The 4532-nt window shown below is 63.4% G+C and carries 4 protein-coding genes and 1 riboswitch; of the genes, 2 read left to right on the top strand and 2 right to left on the bottom strand.

The genetic code is table 11. The annotated features are described in order from the left end of the window. Positions 1-57 precede the first annotated feature (57 nt). Positions 58-810 (bottom strand): TerC family protein, encoded by a 753-nt coding sequence (locus ACK1U9_RS11155; protein ID WP_003260907.1) that lies wholly within the window; start codon positions 808-810, stop codon positions 58-60. Between the two features lie 29 nt (positions 811-839). Further along, positions 840-1079 carry a hypothetical protein gene (locus ACK1U9_RS11150; protein ID WP_025338519.1) on the bottom strand — a complete coding sequence of 80 codons (240 nt, stop codon included), beginning with the start codon at positions 1077-1079 and terminating at the stop codon, positions 840-842. A 133-nt stretch (positions 1080-1212) separates the two neighbouring features. Between ACK1U9_RS11150 and nhaR the strand changes: the two genes are divergently transcribed. Continuing rightward, complete coding sequence (nhaR, locus tag ACK1U9_RS11145) at positions 1213-2106, top strand: transcriptional activator NhaR (protein ID WP_015269780.1); 894 nt, start codon at positions 1213-1215, stop codon at positions 2104-2106. Positions 2107-2141: 35 nt separating this feature from the next. Next, positions 2142-2349, top strand: a riboswitch (cobalamin riboswitch). A gap of 109 nt (positions 2350-2458) precedes the next feature. After that, positions 2459-4532, top strand: a 2074-nt coding sequence (locus ACK1U9_RS11140; RefSeq protein WP_449109899.1) for a TonB-dependent receptor, incomplete at its 3' end; no start/stop codon positions are given.

Here is a 4532-nt window from a genome sequence, read left to right as displayed (position 1 = left end):
CCGGGGGGGGCGGGGGCAAGCCCGCGAACGGGGCGCAAGCGCCCCGCTTTTCTTGCATCAACCTTCAGCCGCCTCACGCTTCAACCGCGCCCGACGGGCCAGGATGTTGAGGATCTCGATCGCCGTCGAGAAAGCCATGGCCGCGTACACATAACCCTTCGGTACATGGGCGCCGAAACCTTCGGCGATCAGCGTCATGCCGATCATGATCAGGAAGCCCAGGGCCAACATCACCACGGTCGGGTTGTCGTTGATGAAGTTGGCCAACGGGTCGGCGGCTACCATCATGACGATCACGGCAGTGATAACGGCAATGATCATGATCGGCAGGTGTTCGGTCATGCCCACGGCGGTGATGATGCTGTCGACCGAGAAGACGATGTCCAGCAACAGGATCTGGAAGATCGCCGCGGCAAAGCCCAGGGTAACCGTCGACGACACCTTGGCTTCTTCCTTGGCCCCGTGCGGGTCGACGTTCTCGTGGATTTCCTTGGTCGCCTTCCACAGCAGGAACAGGCCACCGGCAATCAGGATCACGTCCTTCCAGGAGAAGGCATTGCCGAACACTTCGAACACCGGGTCGGTCAGCTGGACGATCCAAGCCACCGTGCTGAGCAAGGCCAGGCGCATGACCAAGGCCATGCTGATACCGATACGGCGCGCCTTGGAGCGGTACTCCACCGGCAGCTTGTTGGTCAGGATGGAGATGAAGATCAGGTTGTCGATGCCCAGCACGACTTCCATGGCCACCAGCGTAGCCAGGGCAACCCAGGCGGTAGGGCTAGCGACGAGTTCCAGCAAGTATTCCATTGTTCAAATCCTGCAGCAGCGGTTGGGGGTCAGATTTCCTGGGTGTCTTCTTTCTTGTCGGCGTCCTTGGGCTTGTGCCCTTCGCTGCCGATGGCCTCGCTCAACGCCTGCTGTGCGGCCTTGTTGGTGTCGTCGATGGCCTGCTTGGCCGACTGCGCGGCCTGGTCGAGCATCTGCTGGGCGGATTTCTCGGCCTGCTCGCAACCGGCCAGGGTGAACAGGGCCAAAGCCAGCACCAGCGGCGTACCGATGGATTTTAGTTGCAGCATGGGTTCCTCGCTTTTCATGTTCCTGCGGCGCACACGGCGCTGATGGAGTCGCATTCTAAAGAGCGCAACACATCCGGAAAATTCGTATTTTCAGCGGTTATACTTCGGTTTTTACGAATCCGGAAACATACCGATGCTCAACTATCGGCAGTTGCACTACTTCTGGGCCGTGGCCAAGACCGGCAGCATCGCCCGCGCCAGCGAACAGTTGAACCTGACCCCGCAAACCATCAGCGGGCAAATCAGCTTGTTCGAACAGACATACGGCCTGGAGTTGTTCCAGCGCGTGGGGCGCCAGCTGGAGCTGACCGAAACAGGGCGCCAGACGCTGATCTATGCCGAACAGATGTTCCAGTTGGGTAGCGAGCTGGAGGCCATGCTGCGGGCCGGCCCGCAGGAGCAGATCCTGTTCCGCGTGGGCGTGGCGGACGTGGTGCCAAAGTCCATCGTCTACCGCCTGCTGGCACCGACCATGGAGCTGGACGACGTGCTGCGTATCAACTGCCGCGAAGACAAGCTCGAACGGCTGCTGGCGGACCTGGCGATCCAGCGCCTGGACCTGGTGATTTCCGACAGCCCCATGCCCAGCCACCTGGACATCAAGGGTTATAGCCAGAAACTGGGCGAGTGCGGGCTGAGCTTCTTCGCCACTCCGGCGCTGGCACAACGCCTGGAAGGCCCCTTCCCCGCCTGCCTGCAGGATGCGCCATTGCTCATCCCCGGGCAGGAAACCGTGGTACGCAGCCGCCTGCTGCGCTGGCTGGGTGAGCAACAGGTGCAGCCACGGATCGTTGGCGAATTCGATGACAGTGCCTTGATGCAGGCGTTCGGGCAGTCGGGCAGCGGCATCTTCGTCGCGCCCAGCGTGATCGCCGAGGAGGTATGCCGCCAATACGGCGTGGAGCTGATCGGGCAGACCGAGGCAGTGCACGAGTCGTTCTATGCCATTTCGGTAGAGCGCAAGGTCAAGCACCCGGGGATCGTGGCAATTACCGAGGGGGCGCGACGAGAGTTGTTTCATTGGTAGCAGGCGGATTTGACGCCTCCCGCGTTTCAATGGTCATATGCCCGCCAGTTTCAGGTGCCCTGCGCCGCCGCGCGCAGGGTGAAACGGGAAGCCGGTGCGTCGTGTTGCCCACGACAAGTCCGGCGCTGCCCCCGCAACGGTAAGCGAGCGAACCCTTCGAGATACCACTGTGCACCTGCATGGGAAGGTGAAGGTTTCATGCCCCTCGCAAGCCCGGAGACCGGCCTGAAGCTTCACTTGGCAACCCGCGGTGGGCGGGCGCAGGCCGGTATCCGTGCGCGCGTCTGTGTGCACGGTGCGCCTTTGCGTGTTTTCCACCGGGATCCATTCATTCCTGCAGTAGTGGAACGACATGTCCCGTATCTTCAAGCTTCACCCTCTGGCGGCCTGCCTGGCCGTTTCCCTGCCGGCACTGGCCGATGACCTCGACCGACAGCCACTGGCCCTGCCCTCCACGGCCATCACTGACACCCTCGACAGCTACGCCATCGACCTGGCCACGCCGACCCAGGCTGGCTCGCGTCTTGGCCTCAGCGCCCTGGAGACACCGGCCAGCACCAGCAGCATCAGCGCCAAGCAGATCCAGCAGCGCAACAACTTCACCGTACAGGACGCGGTGACCCGCTCACCGGGCATCAGCTACATCGGCTCCCCGGGCGACGGCGGCACGGGCCTGTCCGCCCGCGGCTTTACCGGGCACAACTCGGTGATGACACTGTTCGACGGGGCCCGCCTTTACACCGGTGCCGGCACCCAGACGTTCCCGGTCGACCCATGGATGGTCGAGCGCATCGATGTGATTCGCGGCCCGGCCTCGGTGCTTTATGGCGAAGGCGCCACCGGTGCGGTGGTCAACGTGGTCCCGAAGAAGCCGTTTGCCGGCGAGGTACGCAACCACCTGCGCCTGGGCTACGGTTCGTGGGACCGCCAGCAGCTCGGCCTGGACAGCGGCGGCAGCCTCGGCGAGCGCCTGAGCTACCGCCTGGCCCTGAACCAGCAAACCGGTAACGGTTGGGTCGACCGCACCCCGTCCCGCAGCCTGGCGCTGAGCGCCGCGCTGCGCTTCGACGCCAGCGACGACCTCAGCTTCACCCTCGCCCACGACCGCGGCGATGCGCAGCCTGCCAACTACTACGGCACCCCGCTGATCGACGGCCACTACCGCAGCAGCCTGCGCAAGAAGAACTACAACGTGCAGGACGACGTGCAGCATTACGTCGATGAATGGACCCGCCTGAACACCGACTGGGCTTTGAACGACCACCTGAGCGCCAGCAACCAGCTGTACTACATCAAGAGCCGCCGTCACTGGCGCAACGCCGAGGACTACAGCTGGGATACCGGGCACCAGCAGCTGCTGCGCGGCAGCTACCTGCAGATCAAGCACAACCAGGAACAGTTCGGCGATCGCCAGGCATTCACCCTCGACCACAGGCTGTTTGGCCTGGCCAGCAAGACCGTGGTCGGCGCCGAGTACAACAAAGTCCGCTTCAACGTCGACAGCAACGCACCCTACAACGATGCAGGCAGTGACTACATCGACCCATGGCAGCCGCAACCGGGTTGGTTTCACAGCGCCTCGCCGCTGCGCCCGCAAACCCTGTCCACCACCCACACCTTTGCCCTGTTCGCCGAAAACCGCCTGCAGTTGAGCGATCGGCTGTCACTGATCACCGGCGTGCGCCGCGACCAGAACCACATCGTCCAGGAGAAACTGACCACCGACAGCCGCAGCGACCGCAGCCTGCAAGGGGGCAACTGGCGTGCCGGGCTGGTGTTTGCAGTCAGCGACGACCTGTCGCTGTATGGCCAGTACTCCACCAGCGAGGACGGGGTCAACAACCTCATCAGCCTCAGCGCCAACCAGATGCACTACGACCTGACCGAGGCCAGACAGACCGAGGTGGGGCTGAAGCAGCGCTTCTGGGAGGGGCGTGGCGAATGGACATTGGCGGCCTACCACATCGTCAAGAAGAAGCTGCTGGTGGATGACCCGATCACGCACGAGAAGCAGCAGGCTGGCCAGCAGACGTCCGACGGCCTGGAGGCAACCCTGGAACTGGCGCTGGCGCACCAGTGGCAGGTGTCGGCCAACGCGGCGATCGTGCGCGCAAGGTACGACGACTTCGACGAAATGGTTGGCGCCGTGGCGCAGGACCGTGCGGGCAATCACCCGGCCAATGTCCCGCGGCGTACCGCCAACCTGTGGCTGAGCAAAGGCTTCGGCCAGCGGCTGGAGGCCGGCATTGGCGCGCGTTATGTGGACGAACGATATGCCGATACCGCCAACACCCAAAGCGCCCCCGGCTACACCGTGGTCGATGCCGACATCGGCTGGCAGGTGTTGCCGGATGTGCGGCTGGGGTTGCAGTTGAACAACCTGTTCGACCGTGAGTATGTGCAGTCGGCGTTCAGTGGCAAGCAGT

This window comes from Pseudomonas sp. XP1 (genome assembly GCF_053557675.1).
The sequence above is the reverse complement of the archived record's forward strand: the minus strand, read 5'-3'. Positions and strand labels throughout refer to the sequence as shown.